The organism is Burkholderia pseudomultivorans, assembly GCF_902499075.1.
GTDB lineage: Bacteria > Pseudomonadota > Gammaproteobacteria > Burkholderiales > Burkholderiaceae > Burkholderia > Burkholderia pseudomultivorans.
In genome coordinates this window covers 106686-123475 of record NZ_CABVPP010000012.1, presented here as the reverse complement: position 1 = coordinate 123475, position 16790 = coordinate 106686, and the positions used below count along the sequence as shown (strand labels likewise).

The following is a 16790-nucleotide window of genomic DNA, read 5'->3' as shown; positions in this document are numbered from 1 at the left end:
CGAGACCGCTGGATCGACTATCCCCGCGCGACGCAAGCCCTGCAGCAACTTGAGCGCCTCTTTGAGACGCCCCGCCGAGAACGTATGCCGTGCCTGCTGTTGCACGGTGATTCAAATATTGGCAAGACGAAAATAACGGCCAAATTTCGCCGCGCACATCCAAGCGAGTTTGACGAGAAAAGCGGGGTCGAACGTTGTCCGGTCGTCGCGATGCAGATGCCACCGACCCCTGATCAGCATCGATTCTATTCAGGCTTACTGGTCGAGCTAGGTGCTCCGCACAATGCCGCTTCCGGCTTGGCAGCGCTTGAACGTTTAGCACGCGAGATTCTCAGGCGGATGTCACCGCGCATGCTGGTCGTTGATGAGGTGCATCACCTACTTGCGGGCTCTTATCGCGAGCAGCGCGCGTCGCTGAACCTGCTGAAATTTCTGGCTAACGACCTTCAGATCAGCATGGTTCTGGTCGGCACCCGCGACGCGGTGCTGGCGCTTCAAACCGATACCCAGATGATTAGTCGGTATGTGCCGTTCGAAATACCACGGTGGCGGGAGAGCGATGGTCTACGGCGGCTTCTCGCGGCCTTCGAACGCGTGCTGCCACTGCGCAAGCCATCGGATCTCGCACGACGCGAGATCGTTCAGTTTGTTCTGAGCGCGAGCGGCGGACTTACCGGTGAGATATCCACGTTGCTGAACAATGCCGCCGAACTATCAATTCGCAGCGGCGACGAATTTATCGGCATTACGCATCTCGAGCATGTCTGCCGAGTCGAGCAGTAACGTCGTTCCATGGCCGATTGCCCCCAGGCCCTTCTACGAGGAGGCCTTTGGTGGCTGGTTAGGCCGTGTCGCGACGCGATATCAGGTGAGCGTTGCGATGCTGTGGCAGATGAGCTCGAGCGAGCCGCTGCCCTCGCTTGGGACTGCTGGATGGATTCTTTTTCCTCCGATTTCTCAGCCAGCGCTTCAACGATTCTCAACGCTCGCACGCCTTGATGAAGACAGATTGAGGCACATCCAGACGCCATCGGCCTGGCTCTTCAACTGGCGCTGCGTGCCGTACTGCTTCAGATGCCTCGTGCTGAACGACGCGGACGTTTCAGTGCCTCGCTGGAAACGTGAGTGGCTCGATCCGACAGCCGAATTCTGTAGCGTGCATCACACGGTTTTGGAAACAGTCCCCGCCTCTGTATTTCGGCTGTCGGGTCACTTTGCTGCCGCGCTGCGCGCGATTAGCCGTTATCGAGAGAAACGAGCGTTCAAGGACCGCAGATGGCTGCGTTAGCAGAATTAACGGACACGATTAGCGTTGCAGCGGACGCCATTAGCACAAACTTCGAACTTCAACAGTTGATGCCGTCCGCCGCCCACAGCATCGTGCCGAGCGTCGCCGGCGGGAGCGATGTGGCAGCGAATTCGCGGGAACTCATTCGGGTCGCGAGCGCCGTCATCAGCGGCACGTCGTTGTCGAGCATCGGGCGCGGCAGGTCAACGATCGCCGGCGACTCGCCCTCGGGCGACGCCGGCTGCATCACGGGTGCCGGCGAATAGGCCAACATCTGCTGTTCGGTCATTCGAGTCTCCTTGAAGCGTGATTGCGCGTGCCTGGAACGTCGCGCATCGGCGATTTCACGATAAGCCGGCGCAGCCGTATCGGCTTGACTTCCGTCAAGCGGCGCACCGGCCGGCCACGACGTGTGGCGAGGGGGTATCCGTTGACCTGCATCAGCGATCGGGCGCCGCGCGTGTGCAAATCTGACTGCGTGCGGCGGACAGGCACGCCGCGGCTCACAGGAGAGCAGACGATGAAAACCGACAAGCAGTTGAAGCAGGATGTCCAGGACGAACTGGAGTCAGACCCGTCGATCGATTCGACCCGTATCGGTGTCGAGGTGGCTGACCGGATCGTGACGCTTTCGGGGCACCCGCCGAGCTACGCGGAGAAGCTGGCGATCGAGCGCGCGGCGAACCGCGTGGCCGGTGTCAAGGCGCTCGTCGTGGACATGACCGTGCATCTGCCGGACGACGACGTGCGCACCGACGAGGACATCGCGAAGGCGGTACGCTCGGTGCTGCACTGGACGGTCGGTCTACATGACGACGCGGTCAAGGTGCAGGTCGAACGCGGCTGGATCACGTTGTCCGGCAAGGTCGACTGGGCATACCAGAGCCACCTGGCCGTGCGCGCGATCTCGCAGATGCGCAGCGTGACGGGCGTGACCGACCACATCACGGTACAGGGGACGGTCGGTTCGGACGACATCGGCGGAAACATCAAACGCGCGATCATGCGCCACGCGGAGCGCGAGGCTAAGCATATCGCGATCGAAGTGCACGACGGCACCGTGCGGCTGTCCGGAAAAGTCGGCTCGTTCTCCGAACGCAAGGCCGTGCGCGGGGCCGCGTGGTCCGCGCGCGGCGTGCGCGCCGTCGTCGACGATCTGGTGGTCGAGTAAGGTCGGTAGCCGGATGAGCAGTCCACGGAGATCAAGGAGGGCAGTCAAATGACACTTTCGGGTGAACTTCACGAAGCGGACTGGTCGGTCGCGATCGAGACGGTCGTGGCCGAATCCGGCGGCTTCCGCTGCCGGATTCACGTCACCCTCAAATCGCCGGACGGCGGTTGCGAGCGAACGTTCGCGCATAGTGGGATTCATGCAACCGAGCGAGAAGCCGCGATCGAGGGGTTGCGAGCCGGGATGACTTGGGCCGAGATGAAGAAGTCGAACACCTTCACGATATGAATCGGCCCGCCTCGCAGGGCGGGACGCGTCGGCGAAGGCGCCGATCCGGTCGCGCGATGCAGCGCGCGCCGCACCGATTCGCGCCACGCTCGTCTAGCGCGCCTTGTGCGACACGCGCCGGCGCTGCGCGCGCTTTTTTTTGCAGGCACGCGCATGTCGTTCCGGTCGTCGAACATGCCGGGCGACGGCATCGGTTACAGTCGGAAAGAAGCTCGCTGCGCCGAACACGTCGAACAGCCCGTAGGCGCGCAGACGATCCTTCACCGGCCCCTTCATCTCAGCGAAATTCATCGTAATGCCGCGTTCCTCGAGTTCGTCGTGCAGCGCCACGAGCCGATCCGCGGCGCTGACGTCGATGTCGGTGACTGGCTCGGCGGCGACTACGATGCGCGTGACCGGGCTTGTCGCTTGCGCGATCGCGGCGTCCAGATGCTCGCAGAATATCTCGACGTTCGCATAGAAAAGCGGGGCATCCCAGCGGAACAGCAAGAGCCCCGGCGTTTGCACGGCGTCGGGATGACGCGCGACGTCGTGATAGCCGCGCACGCCCGTCAGCCGGCCCAGCACTGCGTCGTACGGATGCCAGGCCCGCCAAACGAACGATAGCAGCGACAGCGCGCTGGCGAGCAGAACCCCGGGTACGACGCCCACGCCGATCACGCCGGCGAAGCACAGCATCGAGATCAGGCATTCGCTGCGGCGCATCCGGTACAGCCGCACGACGCTACGGAAATCTGCGATGCCGAAGGCCGCATAGATCACGACAGCGGCCAGCGCGGTGCGCGGGACGAACGTGAGGAGCATCGGTGCGGCAATAAGCAGGATCGCGATGCACGCGGCCGCGACGACATTCGTGACCTGGCTTTGCCCGCCCGCGGCGATCGCGACCGGTGTGCGGGACGCACTGCTGCTGACCGCGCAGCCCTGGGTCACGCCGGCCAGCAGATTGGCCGCGCCCAGTGCGATCAGCTCCTGGTTGCGGTCCGGCGCATCGCCCGCCCGAGCGGAAAGTGCGCGCGACAGCATGCTGATGTCGGCGAACGATACCAGCGCCACCGCGATCGCGCCAGACGCGAGCGCGCACACGTCGGGCAGCGAGACGGCAGGCAGGTGCGGGACAGGCATGCCGACCGGCAACGCGCCGACCGTCGCGACGCCGTGCAACGGCGACAGGCGAGCGACGAGCGTTGCCGCCAGCACGGCGATCAATATGGCGGGCCAGCGCGGCATCACGAGTTTGATCAGGAAGATGGCCGCCAGCACTGCGACGCCGAGCAGACCGGCAGCGATGGAAAAACGGCCGTTGACGACGGCGTGAACGATGCGCGTCAGGCTGGAAAGCACGTCGCTGCCCGATAATGGCATGCCGAAAAGTTCGGGCAGCCGCCCGACCACGAGCGCGATGGCGATGCCGTTCAGGTAACCGTACTGGATCGGGCGCGACAGCAGATCAGTGATGAAACCGAGACCGAGCGCACCAAGCAGGATGCAGATCGCGCCGGCCGAAAGAGCTAGCGCGCCGGACAGCGCGATCGCGCGCTGCGGGTCATGTGCGGCGAACGGCGCGATGGCGCTCGCGATCAGCGCAGCCAGCGCGGAATCCGGGCCGAGAACGAGGATCCGGCTCGGGCCGAGCAGCGCGTACGCGAACAATGCAGCCATCGACGCATAGAGGCCCGTGATGGCCGGCAGCCCGGCTGCCTGCGCATAGCTCATGCCGACCGGCACCAGGACTGCCGAAAGCGCGATCCCGGCGTAAAGGTCGTGCGAAAGCCACGCATGCCGATAGTTCGCGAGCAGCGCGACGCCTGGGAGCATGCGGCCGATTCGTCCGGATAACGGGCGGTTCATCGCGGAAAGGGCGGGGCGACAGCCTTGCCTTGCCCCGTCAGGCAGTCGCTCATCGGTATGTGGCCGCCTCCGAATAGAAGCGTGAAACCGCGCAGCGACGGATGCCGGGGCTCGACGCCACGCCGCCGGGCATCACAGCACCTTGAGCGCGGAAAGCTGCAACGCCTGTGCGAAGCGGGCCAGCGTGGCAATCGATCCCGTCACGCTTTCGTACCGCTCGCGCCCGATCTGCCCGTCGAGTATCACCAGCATGCCGGCGTCTCGTGCGAGTGCGACAAGTGCCGGCATGTCGAGCGCGGCTGTGCCGGACGTTTCGGACGTGGCGGATGTGGCGGATGTGGCGGCCCGCATCCCCGAATCGGAACGATAGTCGGCGTGTGACATGACGTCTCTCCTGGTTGTTGTGCGATCGGTGTGCCGGTCGGCCGGTATCCATGGTTTCAGTATCGTTGCCGTGCGCCCGCGATTCAATCAGTCGGTCCCGAAGTCGCGGTAGGAATCACGCACGCTTCGTGGGCGGATTCCTACACGGCGCGTGGTTTCGACGACGCCTCGCAGCGTGCCGGCGCGCGTTCCCGACGCCGCGCATACCAGCTTCCGATCGCGTGCCAGATTGCCGCGGCGGATTCGCAATACGTGAACAGTTCCAGATCGCGCCGGTCGATCATCCCTTCGTCCGCGAGAAACGCCAGGTCGACTGCGCGGCGCCAATACGCCTCGCCGACGAGGATGACCGGCAGCGGCGCGATCTTGCGCGTCTGCAGCAGCGTCAGCACCTCGAACAGCTCGTCGAACGTGCCGTAGCCGCCGGGGAAGAAGACGGCCGCTTTCGCGCGCTCGAGCAGGTGCAGCTTGCGGATCGCGAAATAGTGGAACCGGAGGCAGAGATCCGGCGTGATGTACGGATTCGGTGCCTGTTGGCGCGGCAGCTCGATATTGAAGCCGATGCTCGGGGCGCCGCGCTCGTAGGCGCCGCGGTTGGCGGCTTCCATGATGCCGGGGCCGCCGCCGGTCACGATGGCCAGCCGCGCGGTGCGCGTGCACCGGTCGGCATGGGCGACGATACGTCCGAACTCGCGCGCGACGCGGTAATACGCGCTCTGTTCGACGAGCCGGCTGGCGATTGCGACGGCGCGCCGCCGGCTCGCGTCGTGCGGACGCTGGGCGAGCCGGCGATTCGCTTCGTCCAGCCGCGCGTTCGCGACCGACGGCGCGACGATACGCGTGCTGCCGTAGATCACGACCGCATGGCCGATCCGTTCGTTCTGCAGGCGCTCCTCGGCTTTCCAGTAGTCGAGGAGCAGCCGGATGCCGCGCATGCCCGAGCCCTGCAGAAGGGTTGCATCTTCGTCGGCCGGCGTGCGGTTCGGGCTTTGGGGGACACGCCGTGCGCGGCGCGAGACAGGCTGAATGGCGTCCTTGCGGACGGCGGCATCGGGCCTCGCGCGTGGCCGTTTGCCGCGCGCCTTCGCGATCGTCGCAACGGGTACGGGACGACCGCGTGCGTGGCCTTTTGCCTTGCCGGCAGGAGCGCGTTTGACGGGGGGCGACATCAACGGAAGCGCCGCGCGGCGGTCACTGGCTCAGCACCCACTGCACGAGCAGATGCGCGTCGTCGGCAGACAGCGGCCCGCCGCGATCGATCGCCGACGGCATCGGCGTGTCGCCCCAGTGCGCGCGGCCGCCGACGCGCAGCTTGCGTTCCAGCGCCGCGGCGGCATGCGGATCGCCGCGATAGCGCTCGGCGATCTCGTGAAACGACGGCCCGAGGAACGTCATGTCCGTCGTATGGCAGAACATGCAGTGCTGCGCATTGACGAGCTCAGTCGGCTCGGGCACGGACGTCTGCGCGGCGGCCATCTCGGCCGTCACAGCGATCGCGCAAAGGGCGGCGGCACGGATGATCCTCATGTTCATTTCCTTGTCGGGATCAGGAGAAGGAGACCACTTCGTCAAGCGGGCGACGCGGCGAATGCGGCGTATGCGGACCGCGTCCGACGCGCAGCAGCAACTGCGGCTCGCCGCGCAGCGCGAGCATGTGGCACAAATGGGCGCGCAGCCCGGCGGTCTCGATCGGTTGATTCAGATACGACGCTGTATAGCCCGCCCGCGTTGCGACGAGCAGGACGCGCTCCAGCGCCTGGCCGGCGGCGAGCCACGCTTCGCGATCGTCGCGCGCGGTCGCGATGCACACGATCAATGGCGACGCGCCGACGAGCTGGTGATGCAGGGCGGCCAGCCCGCTGCCGAGATCGAAGGTCCGCACTGCCATCGTCACGACGGGCGCGGCGAAGTCCAGCAGCGTCGGCACGCCCGCCGCGAATGCCGGCATGCCGTCGACGTGCCGGCGTGGATCGATCCAGCTCGCCAGTTCGCGGCGGAAACGCGCGTCCGCGAACTGCTGACGGTCGGCTTCGGCCACCAGCTCGGCGACGCGGGCGCGGTGTGCAATCGAGTCGACGCAGGCGACATCGGCGCCTTCCGCGATACCGGCCTCAACCAATGCCTGCTGGATCGCTTCCGGAACCGGGCTGGATTCGAACGGCGCGCGTGTCGTGACGCGCTCCGGAATTGCATGGAACAGTGTGCCGAGGGCCGCGTCGGAATAGCCGTCGTCGCAGATTCGGACCTGCGCCAGCAGATCGGGATCGACTTCCGACGGAAACGTGCTGATCGTATGGGCGAGCCCGGCGTGGTCGAGCGCGACGCGCAGATTGAGCAACGCCGCCCCGCAGCTGATGATCAACTCGCGATCGAACGGATCGACTACGGGCAACGCGCGCACGCGGTCCGCGCACAGCGAGATCGTGTTGCCGTTGACCAGGAAGTGCCACGGCTGGGAATTGTGGCTGGACGGCGCCAGCACCGCATAGCCCACCAGCGTCCTCGGATCATGGTCGGGACGCGTGCTTGCGGCAAGCGGGGGAACGGATATCATCGATCATCTCCAGGTCGTCGCGACGGCGGAGTCATTCACGCCACTTCATCGTGTCAGCAACCGTCCGGCGGCCGTTGACCCACATCAAGCGTCCGCCACCGGGCGGTGCACGCGCGAAGTGCGGCGACTAGCCTGTGAAAGTGAAACGAACGAAGACGATCGCGGGGAGGGCAAGCATGCTTGCGATGATGTTTGACGGCACGACGCCGCACTTGCGCGAAACGCGCGTGCCGGACCCGTCGCCTACGGCTGGTCAGTTGCTGATCGACGTGAATGCGTGTGGCGTATGCAGAACCGATCTCCACGTGGTCGACGGCGAACTCGCTCACGCGAAACTGCCGTTGATTCCGGGGCACGAGATCGTCGGCACGGTGCGCGGGCTGGGCGAAGGCGTGACGGGCTTCGCCGTCGGAGACCGGGTGGGTGTCCCGTGGCTGGGCTCGACATGCGGGCATTGCGCGTATTGCACATCCGGTCGCGAGAACCTGTGCGACAGCCCGGGTTTCACGGGCTATACGATCGACGGCGGTTATGCAGAGTGCGCGGTCGCCGACCACCGGTATTGCGTGCATCTGCCGCGGCGCTATTCCGATCTGGAGGCCGCGCCGCTGCTGTGCGCCGGCCTGATCGGTTATCGAACCTTGCGCATGGCGGGCAATGCGCGCCGTATCGGCATCTACGGCTTCGGTGCGGCGGCGCATCTGGTCGCACAGGTCGCGCAGGGTGAAGGACGCAAGGTGTTCGCACTGACGAAGCCCGGCGACACCGCGGCGCAGCGACTGGCGTTGTCGCTGGGCGCGGCATGGGCCGGCGGCAGCGACGAAGTGCCGCCGGAGCCGCTCGATGCCGCACTGATTTTTGCGCCGTCTGGTGCGCTGGTGCCGGCCGCGCTGCGGGTACTCGACAAAGGCGGGATCGTCGTGTGCGGCGGCATTCACATGAGCGACATCCCGGGCTTTCCGTACGCGTGGCTGTGGGGCGAGCGCCGCATCGCGTCGGTGGCCAATCTGACGCGTGCGGATGCGGTTGCATTCATGCGGATCGCCGCCGCGACGCCGCTGCGGGTCGCGGCAGTGCGCTACGCGCTGACCGAGGCGAACCGTGCACTCGACGACCTGCGCGGCGGACGCGTGTCAGGCGCCGCCGTGCTCGACATGCACGATTGATCTGCGGGCCGCCGCCGCGGTGCGGTCAGATTTGCCGCAGGCCATCCGAATCGACGATCCGGATCTGCTTGCCTTGCGCCACGACGAGCCCTTTGTGCTGAAACTTCGACAGCATGCGGCTGACCGTTTCGAGCTTCATCCCCAGATATTCGCCGATCTCGTCGCGCGTCATCCGCAGTACGAATTCCGCGGCCGAGTAGCCGCGTGCCTTGAAGCGGGCGGAAAGGTTCAGCAGGAACGCGGCCACGCGCTGCTCGGCGCTCATCGTGCCGAGCAGCAGCATCTGTGAGGATTCGCGCACGATTTCGCCGCTCATCATCTGATAGACGTGATGCTGCATCGGCCGCACTTCGCGGCACATCTGTTCGAGCTGGCCGAACGGAATGATGCAAACCGTGCTGTCTTCGAGCGCGATCGCGTCGCCGTTGTGGTGCCCAGTGTGCACGCCATCGAGCCCGAGCGACTCGCCGACGATCTGGAAGCCGGTGATCTGCTCGTCGCCGTCGCGATGCATCACGATCGTCTTGAACGAGCCGGTTCTCACCGCATAGATGCTGTTGAATGCATCGCCCGAACGAAACAGCGTTTCGCCGCGCCGCACGTGGCGCGTCGTGCAGATCATTGCGTCCACGCGGGCGAAATCATCGGGCGAAAGATCGGGCGGCATGCAGACGGTACGCAACGCACACGTCGAACAGCGGGACGCGGCACGCTTGGGCTGGTCCGCCGGTTCGACAGGACGCATCGGAATGAACGGGCGTAACGGCATGGTCGTCGAGATTTCGGCACTGCTCTGCATGATCGGCTCCAGTTCGGGGCAGCGGCGGTTCGCCATCGGGAGGAATCGCGCTGGCCGTTGTACCAGCGGCCTTGGTTCCTGCCGCCTTCGTGTCGGGAATTCCCTGCCGGACGCGCTGCGAGACCGTTACGCCGGTCTCGACCACGACGCTGCGTTTGCTCCGGGAGGCATGCTGCGTTGTTCTTATTGATACCCAGTATGGATGTTGCGCGTCGTCAAGAAAATCAGCCGCAATTGAAGTTGCGGTAGGTGAGATGGAAGTCTTGTAGGAGGCTTCCTACAGGGGGGCGGCGTCTTGTCGCGAGCCGCGGATGCCGCCGTCAAAGTTCGTCGGGGTACTCGAACAGCTTGTGACGCATCGCGTAGCGCACGAGGGCCGTGTCGTTCGGCATTTGCATCTTTTCGAGAATCCGTGTCTTGTACGTGCTGACGGTCTTGACGCTGACGCACAGCGCCTGCGCGATTTCGGAAATCGACTCACCCGTGGTGACGCGCCGGAACACGTCGAACTCGCGATCGGATAGGCGCTGGTGAGGCAGGAGATCGGTCGGTTCGTTCAGGCTCTGCGCGAATTGCTCGGCCATGGTCAGGCTCACGTAGACACCGCCGGCCGCGATCTTGGTCAGCGCGGCGACCAGTTCGGCGCTGGCGCTTTCCTTGGTCATGTAGCCTGAGGCTCCCGCGCGGAATGCGCGGACCGCGTATTGCTGCTCGGCGTGCATCGTCAGCACAAGGATATGCAATCCCGGCTTCTCGTCCTTGATTTGCTTGATGAGTTCGACGCCGTTTCGGCCGGGCATCGACAGGTCGAGCACCAGCACATTCGCGTCCGTGCCGCGCACGAGTGCGATCGTCGACGCGCTGTCCTGCGCTTCGCCGACGACTTCGAAACCGGTCGCGTTCTGCAGGATGTGCCGCAGGCCGTCCCGCACGAGTGCGTGGTCGTCGGCAATGAGTACGCTAATCATGACAGCACGTCTCCTTGCTGGATGGCATGAAGCGGCAGCGTCACGGTCATCGTGAATCCCGCTCCCGGCCGATTGTCGATCGTCACCGTCCCGTCGAGCATGTGCGCGCGCTCGCGGATCCCGATCAGGCCGAACGACGGACGATCGCGTGCGTCACTGCCGGCGCCGCCGTCGCGGCCGCTGTCGGGCGCGCCGTGACCGTTGTCGGCGATGCGCAGCGTGCAGTAGCCGTCTTCGATCTTCAACGCCAGTTTCACGTGGGTCGCGTCGGCGTGCCGCGCGACGTTGGTCAGCGCTTCCTGCACGATGCGGAACAGCGTGGTGGCGCCCGCGCCGGTGAACGCCGTGTCGACCGGGGCGATGTCGCGCTCGACCGTGATCCTGTAGCGGCGCGTGAAATCGTTGACCAGCCACTCGATCGCCGGGACGAGGCCGAGATCGTCGAGCATTACCGGACGCAGATCGGCTGCAATGCGCCGGACCGACGCAACGGTCGAATCGATCAGCCGATGCATGCCGCGCAACTGTTCGCGCACGCCTGTGTTCGGCGCGACGACGCCCGCGAGCCCGAGCTCGACGGCCGACACGTCCATCTTCAGCGCGGTGAGCTGCTGGCCGAGATCGTCGTGCAGCTCGCGGGCGATGCGCGCTTTCTCTTCCTCCCGCACGTTCTGCAGGTTCGCGGACAGCTCGCGCAGTTCCTCGCGCGACTGCTTGAGCGCGTTTTCCGCCCGCACCCGCTCGGTGACGTCGCGCAGCATGACCGTGTACAGCTTGCCGGTTCCGTCGACGATCTGCGAAATCGATGCCTCGATCGGAAACTCGGCGCCGTCGCCGCGCAGCCCGAACAGCACGCGTTGCCGCCCCATCTGCCGCTCCGACACGCCCGTCACACCGAATTGCTCGACGTGCTTCGCATGCGCGGCGCGAAAGCGCTCGGGGATGAAGCGCTCGAGCGGCGCGCCGATCGCATCCATCGCCGACACGCCGAACACGCGCTCGGCCGCGGGATTGAAGATCACGATCGTCTGGTTTTCGTCGACCGTGATGATGGCCTCCATCGATGACCGGATGATGGCCATCATCCGGGCTTCCGTGGGCGGGGCGTCGCCGGCGTGTGTGCCGGGAAGCGAACGCTTCGCGATCGCGTACCGAACGAGCGCGGCCAGCATCAGCGCCAGCGCGGCGCCGGCCGGCAGCATCGCAGTCGCCGCGGCGGCCGTCCCCGCGCGCGGCGCGCTGTAATGCAGCGCGAGCGGCGTGCCGCCGAACGTCAGCGAATCGGTTCGCGCGAACGTATCGCCGGCTTCTGCGTCGGCGTCGCCGCCGCCGAAGCCGCCGGAATACACGGGCGCCGCCGGATCGTCGGCGACGATCTCCACGTGCAGCCGGGCGAGCAAGGACGAATCGACGAGACGATCGGGATTTAGCGACGCATAAACGTAGCCGGTCGCGCGCGTGCGACCTGGCGCGGACAACGGGCTCTCGTCGGCATTCGCATCAATCGGCAGGTACAGCGTCAGCTCCGTGCGGGCGACCGCCGCATCGACGCTGTCCTGAACGGCGTTCGCGGCCAGCGCGACCTTGCCGGTCTGCGCGGCGCGCTGCAGCGCGTGCCGGGTCGACGGATCGTCGATCGCGGCGCTCGGCTCGATTCGTCCGATGTAACGGACCGGCGATTGCAAACCGTCCAGATCGAGACCGGCAAGATACCGGCGCCATGCCGCGCCGGATTGCCGCGCGGGCAGGGTCGACGCGAAGCCGCGTGCGCCGCGCAATACCGCAGCCGCGCCGAGCAGGCTGCGCTTCACGTCGGCCGTGGCGAGCGTCGCCGTCTGCTCGAATTTCGCGCGTGCCGCCTGCCGCGCGTCGTCCTGCAACGCGCGCGACGCGGCAAACGCCGCAGCGAGACCCAGCGCAAGCGTGAGCAGCGCGGCCGCGACCGCAGGCAGGCCGGGCCGGATCCGGTGCGGGGCCGGCCCGGCCTTGAAGGAGGGCGCATTCACTGTCATGGCCGTTCATCCTGACGGATTTCGCCGACGGGCGGCGGGCGGCGGGGCGGGCGCGAGACACGAAAAGCGAGGCGGGCCGGAACCGCGATGTAGCCCGAATTGTGCGCGCTTTGCGGGCATTCGCCAATCGGGACCGGTGCGCACGGACGTCGCCGCGCAGGCTTGATCGGCGTCAACGGAAACGTGCGTCGCAGGGGCAGACTGGCTTGAACGGCCGGTCGAATCCGGCCCCCATCACGGAGGCGCCATGTACGAAAGGATCTTTGCGGCACTCGACGGCAGCCGGAGTGCGCGGCTCGCGCTCGACGAGGCGATTACGCTCGCGCGCGATTCGGGCAGCCTGATCATCGCGCTGTGCGTGGTATCGGACACGCCCCGGATCGCGGACGTCGACAGCGGCTACATCGACCAGCGCGATCCGGCCGGACTCGCGGCGGACGAGGCCGCGATCGCGGCGTCGGATGCGGAAACGGCGTTTCAGCTGGCCGGCGTGCGCGGCATCGCGCAGACAATCGACGCGTGCGGCGAGAACGTATCTGATGTGCTCGCGCGTGCGGCGGCCGAATACGATGCGGACCTGATCGTGATCGGCACGCATGGTCGCCGCGGCGTGCGCCGTCTGCTGCTCGGCAGCGTCGCCGAATCGCTCGTGCGCATCGCGGATCGGCCGGTGCTGGTCGTGCGGGAGGGCGCGCGCGCGTGCGCCGGCATGTGACGGTTGCGACGGCGCGTGGTGCAACAGGAAACGGGCAGCCTCACGCGGCAGCCCGTTTTCATCTGTCAGTGAGACAGCAGTACCGGCACCGTCATCGCCTCGAGGATCGTGCGCGTCGCGCCGCCCAGCACGCGTTCGTGCATGCGCGCGTGACTGTACAGGCCCATCACGAGCAGATCCGCGTGCAGGTCCGTGACCCGGTTCAGCAGCGTCGCGCCGACGCCGACCGACCGGTCGCGCGGCGTCGTCGAGAACGACGCGCGAATGCCGTGCCGTTCGAGATACGCGGCGACGTCGACGCCCGCCGGCGTCTTGTCCGGATCGGGATGCCCGTGGCTGACGGTTTCGACGTTGACGAAGCGTGCGCGCGCGAGCAGCGGCAGCGCATCGGCCAGCGCGCGGGCGGCCTCGCGCCCGCCGTCCCAACCGATCACGACGTTCTCGCCGATCGTTCGCACGTCGCCCGCATACGGCACGACGATCGCAGGGCGTCCGCTGCCCATCACGACATCCTCGACGAAATGGCGTGCGACGTAGGTCATCCGGTCGTCCGGGTCTTCCTGGCCGAGCACCAGCAGATCGGCGTGGCGCGCATGCAGAATCCCGGCATCGGTGGCGTCGCCGGCCGGTGCCTGCCACTCGACGTTGCTGCGCCCCGCAAGCTCGGCCGCCGCGAGAAACCGCTGCTCGGCCTCGTTGCGTCGTTGGTCGCAGAGGCGTTCGTAGACGGCGAGCTTCAGCGGTTCGTGCGGGCGCCGCAACGGCTCCAGCAGATCCTGGCAGACCACGTAGAGGCCGATCAGATGGGCGTTCCAGCGCCCCGCGAGTTCGAGTGCGAGTTTGACGCGCGTCGCGCAGCGCGCGCTGTCGTCCAGATGGACGAGCAGGGTCTTGTAGCTCATGACGGCTCCTTTTCAATCGATGCGGCGGCGGTGTCGGCGGACGCCTTCGACGCGCAGCTCGCTGGAATCATCAGGACCGGACACGTCGCCTGGCGCAGCACGCGCTCGGCGACGCTGCCGAGGACGAGCCGGCGAAAACCCCGCCTGCCGTGCGTGCCCATCACGATCAGGTCGGCGCCGATGTCGTCGGCGACGGTCACGATCCGGTGCGCGATGTCTTCGCCGGCCGGCGCGACGTTCGAGATCTGCGGCGTGCCGGTTACGCCGCGCGCGGTCATCCGGTGCGCGGCATCCTCCGTCACGCGCAGTCCTTCCTCGCGGAACGCATCGATCAGGATCGACGGATCGTAGCCGAACGTGTCGTAGGCCGGCACGAGGAAATCGACGACGTAGACGGGGGTCAGGCGCGCACCCGTCTGCGCCGCGAGATCGAGCGCGGCGTCGAGCGCGCGGGACGACGTATCGCTGCCGTCGAGCGCAACCAGAATGTTCGAGTACATCGCATGCCCCTTGAACGGATGTCGGTGCAATCATCATCGGCGCGTGCGCGCCGCGCGCGCTGATCTGGATCAACGGTCGGAATCGCGGTCTCCGCGCAGCACGCGCAGCACGCGCAGCGCGGCCCGTGCCGCGATCCACGCTTCGTTGGTCGGCTCGACGACCACCGCGATCGCGCTCGATGCAGACGACACGACATGCGCATCGACGGCATTCGCGTGCGCGTCGAGCGCGATGCCGAGCCAGCCGAGCTGCGCGCAGATCCGCTCGCGCAACACCGCCGAGTGTTCGCCGATGCCGGCCGTGAACACGAGCATGTCGAGGCCGCCGAGCAGCGCAATCAGCGCGCCCGCTTCGCGCACGATCCGATGGACGTACAGCGCGAGCGCGTCGCGAGCGTGCGCGTCGCCGGCCGCCTCGAGCGCGAGCAGCACGCGCGGATCGCCTGACGTGCCCGACACGCCCTCGAGCCCCGACTCGTGATAGAGCAAGTGCGCGAGCGCATCGCGCGATAGCTTGCCGACCTCCAGCAGGTGCAGCACGGCGCCCGGGTCGAGCGACCCGCAGCGAGTGCTCATCATCAATCCGTCGAGCGCGGAAAATCCCATCGTCGTCGCGATGCTGCGGCCGTCGCGCAGCGCGCACAGGCTCGCGCCGCTGCCGAGATGGGCGGCGATCACGCGGCCATGCGCGCGGGCGCCGAACGACTCGTCGAGCGCGACGGAAAGATATTCGTACGACAGGCCATGGAATCCGTAGCGACGCACGCCCGCGTCGAACCACGCATGCGGCAGCGGCAGAAGTTGCTCGACGCGCGGCAGCGTGCGGTGAAACGCCGTGTCGAATACGGCGATCTGCGGCACGTCGGGGAACGCGTCGCGCAGCGCGCCGATCGCGTCGAGGCTGTGCGGCTGATGCAACGGCGCGAGCGGCGTGAGCGTGCGCAGCGCATCCAGCACCCGTTCGTCGACGATCACCGGCTCGACGTAACGCGCGCCGCCATGCACCACGCGATGCGCGATCGCGCCGAGCGCGATATGCGGCAGCCGCTCGCGAATCCACGTCGCGATCCGCGCGAGCACCGCGCGGTATGGATCGCCGGCGACCCACGGCAGCGCGCCGCCCGGTTCGGCATCGAAGCGGATCGACACGCCGTTGCCGGTCTCGACCGCTTCGCCTTCGTGCAGCGGCTGCCGGGCCGGATCGCCATGCGGCGCGTAGGCAAAAACCGCGAACTTCACGCTCGACGAACCGGCGTTGACGACGAGCAGCGCGAGCGTACGCATCGGCGCGATTCAGTGCGTCATCAGCACGGGCATCGTCATCGACGCGAGCACCGTGCGCGTGGCGCCGCCCATCAACAGTTCACGCCAGCGCGGATGGCCGTAGGCGCCCATCACGAGCAGGTCGGAACCCGTCTCATAAGCGCGCGACAGGAGCGTGTCGCCGACCGACGCGCCGCTGCCGATCGCGATGTCGAGCACGTTCACGTCGCGCGCGTGGCGCGCCAGCATCAGCGCGGCATCGGCGGCCGGAATCCGCGTGGTCGCGGATTCCGAATCGCCGTCGACCACGGCAACGACCGTCGTACGCTTCGCATGCTCGAGGAACGGAAGTGCGTCGTGCGCGGCGCGGGCGGCTTCGCGGCTGCCGTCCCACGCGACGAACAACCGTTCGCCGACCGACGGGAATTCTCCGGTGTACGGCCAGAACAGCACCGGGCGGCCGGCGGACAACACGAGGTTCTCAGAAAACTGATTGTCGATATAGGTTTCGGGGTCGTTCGGGTCGCTTTGGCCCGCAATCACCAAATCGGCGAGACGCGCGGCACGCGGCACGGCCAGGTTCGCGCGCTCGTCGGCGCGAACCCAGGTTGCCGGCACTTTCGCACGGGTGGTCTCCGCATGAAACAGGCGCTCCAGCGCAGCCATCCGTTCGTCGCGTTGTTCGCGGTGCGCGCGGAAATAGTCGGCGGAACCGGCCATCACGTAGAACGAATGCGGCTCGGGTGTGTAGACCGCGAACAGCCCGGTGAGATGTGCACCGAAGCGCCGGGCGAGACGCAACGCGAGCTCGAGCCGCGAATGCGCACGAGCGCTCGTATCGAGGTGCACGACCATGCTCTTGTAGCTCATCGGAATCGCTCCATCGACGGGTGATCCGCCAGTGCAATCCAGTCTACGAAGCAGGGTTT

The 16790-nt window shown here is 66.8% G+C and carries 18 protein-coding genes and 1 pseudogene; 6 read left to right on the top strand and 13 right to left on the bottom strand.

The features are described 5' to 3' along the window. Both BST28156_RS11565 and BST28156_RS11560 read left to right on the top strand, forming a co-directional pair. On the top strand, positions 1–783 hold a 783-nt coding region (locus BST28156_RS11565; RefSeq protein WP_254596369.1), incomplete at its 5' end, for a TniB family NTP-binding protein. After that, complete coding sequence (locus BST28156_RS11560; protein ID WP_367651225.1) at positions 701–1288, top strand: TniQ family protein; 588 nt, start codon at positions 701–703, stop codon at positions 1286–1288. The genes BST28156_RS11565 and BST28156_RS11560, both read left to right, overlap by 83 nt. A 64-nt stretch (positions 1289–1352) precedes the next feature. Here the strand turns inward: BST28156_RS11560 and BST28156_RS11555 are convergent. Beyond that, positions 1353–1577 (bottom strand): annotated as a pseudogene (locus tag BST28156_RS11555) (SagB/ThcOx family dehydrogenase); the annotation flags it as partial. A gap of 231 nt (positions 1578–1808) precedes the next feature. On the opposite strand from BST28156_RS11555, the gene BST28156_RS11550 reads away from it, so the two are divergent. Both BST28156_RS11550 and BST28156_RS11545 read left to right on the top strand, forming a co-directional pair. Then, a complete protein-coding gene (locus BST28156_RS11550; protein WP_012218258.1) occupies positions 1809–2459 on the top strand; it encodes a BON domain-containing protein in 651 nt (216 codons plus the stop codon). Positions 2460–2507: 48 nt separating this feature from the next. Next, the gene (locus BST28156_RS11545) at positions 2508–2747 is read left to right on the top strand and encodes a hypothetical protein (RefSeq protein WP_009690622.1); all 240 of its coding nucleotides are present in this window, start codon (positions 2508–2510) and stop codon (positions 2745–2747) included. 93 nt (positions 2748–2840) lie between these two features. Here the strand turns inward: BST28156_RS11545 and BST28156_RS11540 are convergent, their stop codons facing one another. From BST28156_RS11540 to BST28156_RS11520, 5 genes are all read right to left on the bottom strand, one after another. Continuing rightward, a complete protein-coding gene (locus tag BST28156_RS11540; RefSeq protein WP_012218257.1) occupies positions 2841–4598 on the bottom strand; it encodes a SulP family inorganic anion transporter in 1758 nt (585 codons plus the stop codon). Between the two features lie 132 nt (positions 4599–4730). Continuing rightward, a complete protein-coding gene (locus BST28156_RS11535; RefSeq protein WP_012218256.1) occupies positions 4731–4982 on the bottom strand; it encodes a hypothetical protein in 252 nt (83 codons plus the stop codon). A 140-nt stretch (positions 4983–5122) separates the two neighbouring features. Next, complete coding sequence (locus tag BST28156_RS11530; RefSeq protein WP_012218255.1) at positions 5123–6151, bottom strand: LOG family protein; 1029 nt, start codon at positions 6149–6151, stop codon at positions 5123–5125. A 22-nt stretch (positions 6152–6173) separates the two neighbouring features. Further along, positions 6174–6509 (bottom strand): c-type cytochrome, encoded by a 336-nt coding sequence (locus tag BST28156_RS11525; RefSeq protein WP_012218254.1) that lies wholly within the window; start codon positions 6507–6509, stop codon positions 6174–6176. Between the two features lie 19 nt (positions 6510–6528). Beyond that, positions 6529–7536 carry an Acg family FMN-binding oxidoreductase gene (locus BST28156_RS11520; protein WP_012218253.1) on the bottom strand — a complete coding sequence of 336 codons (1008 nt, stop codon included), beginning with the start codon at positions 7534–7536 and terminating at the stop codon, positions 6529–6531. 176 nt (positions 7537–7712) lie between these two features. Here BST28156_RS11520 and BST28156_RS11515 point away from each other — a divergent pair, with 176 nt between their 5' ends. Then, on the top strand, positions 7713–8702 hold the full coding sequence (locus BST28156_RS11515; RefSeq protein WP_012218252.1) for a zinc-dependent alcohol dehydrogenase family protein: 990 nt from the start codon (positions 7713–7715) through the stop codon (positions 8700–8702). Between the two features lie 25 nt (positions 8703–8727). On the opposite strand, the gene fnr is transcribed toward BST28156_RS11515, so the two are convergent. The 3 genes from fnr to BST28156_RS11500 all read right to left on the bottom strand — a co-directional run bounded on the left by fnr (position 8728) and on the right by BST28156_RS11500 (position 12481). Continuing rightward, on the bottom strand, positions 8728–9501 hold the full coding sequence (gene fnr, locus BST28156_RS11510) for a fumarate/nitrate reduction transcriptional regulator Fnr (protein ID WP_012218251.1): 774 nt from the start codon (positions 9499–9501) through the stop codon (positions 8728–8730). A 320-nt stretch (positions 9502–9821) separates the two neighbouring features. Further along, positions 9822–10469, bottom strand: coding sequence for a response regulator (locus tag BST28156_RS11505; RefSeq protein ID WP_006415450.1), 648 nt, complete (start codon positions 10467–10469; stop codon positions 9822–9824). Further along, positions 10466–12481, bottom strand: coding sequence for a PAS domain S-box protein (locus BST28156_RS11500; RefSeq protein ID WP_012218250.1), 2016 nt, complete (start codon positions 12479–12481; stop codon positions 10466–10468). Before BST28156_RS11500 ends, BST28156_RS11505 begins: the two co-directional genes overlap by 4 nt. 247 nt (positions 12482–12728) lie before the next feature. Between BST28156_RS11500 and BST28156_RS11495 the strand changes: the two genes are divergently transcribed. Then, positions 12729–13196: a universal stress protein gene (locus BST28156_RS11495; RefSeq protein ID WP_012218249.1), complete on the top strand. Its 468-nt coding sequence runs from the start codon at positions 12729–12731 to the stop codon at positions 13194–13196. 65 nt (positions 13197–13261) lie between these two features. Here BST28156_RS11495 and BST28156_RS11490 read toward each other — a convergent pair whose 3' ends face one another. From BST28156_RS11490 to BST28156_RS11475, 4 genes are all read right to left on the bottom strand, one after another. Beyond that, positions 13262–14098, bottom strand: coding sequence for a universal stress protein (locus BST28156_RS11490; protein ID WP_012218248.1), 837 nt, complete (start codon positions 14096–14098; stop codon positions 13262–13264). After that, positions 14095–14598: a universal stress protein gene (locus tag BST28156_RS11485; RefSeq protein ID WP_012218247.1), complete on the bottom strand. Its 504-nt coding sequence runs from the start codon at positions 14596–14598 to the stop codon at positions 14095–14097. Before BST28156_RS11485 ends, BST28156_RS11490 begins: the two co-directional genes overlap by 4 nt. A 69-nt stretch (positions 14599–14667) precedes the next feature. Further along, complete coding sequence (locus BST28156_RS11480; protein ID WP_012218246.1) at positions 14668–15882, bottom strand: acetate/propionate family kinase; 1215 nt, start codon at positions 15880–15882, stop codon at positions 14668–14670. Positions 15883–15891: 9 nt separating this feature from the next. Beyond that, positions 15892–16731, bottom strand: coding sequence for a universal stress protein (locus BST28156_RS11475; RefSeq protein WP_012218245.1), 840 nt, complete (start codon positions 16729–16731; stop codon positions 15892–15894). Between the last annotated feature and the right edge of the window lie 59 nt (positions 16732–16790).